1 protein-coding gene is annotated in these 359 nt (G+C 49.0%); it reads left to right on the top strand.

Features of this window, described 5'->3' with window-relative positions; all coding sequences use genetic code 11:
• On the top strand, window positions 1-359 hold a 359-nt coding region (locus O3Q51_18435; protein MCZ4410801.1), incomplete at both ends, for a T9SS C-terminal target domain-containing protein.

Genomic DNA, 359 nt, shown 5'->3' with positions numbered 1-359 from the left:
GGCGAGAATGCAGGTGACCTTTCAGGTGACTGCTTCGATCTATCGAACCCGATTGAAGTAACACGATATGTAGCTGACGGTGGAGAGATTTCTACGGAAGACGAAACCACTATTTGTGTGGGTGATGGAATAGGCGATTCAATTAACGTAACACTTACGGGTGAAACAGGTGAAAGCATGGCATGGGTAATTACCGATGCAGATCTTAATATCCTAGATCTTCCTGCTGGCCCACCGTTTGACCTGGACGGCGCTGGAGTTGGCGTTTGCTTGATCTGGCACTTAAGCTGGAGCGGAGAACTTGAAGGTGCTGCCGTAGGTGAAAACGCTGGTGACCTTTCAGGAGACTGCTTCGATTT

This window comes from Cryomorphaceae bacterium 1068 (genome assembly GCA_027214385.1).
Taxonomy (GTDB): Bacteria; Bacteroidota; Bacteroidia; order Flavobacteriales_D; family Cryomorphaceae; genus JAKVAV01.
Note: the sequence above shows the minus strand (reverse complement) of the source record. Positions and strands in the feature narration are given on the sequence as shown.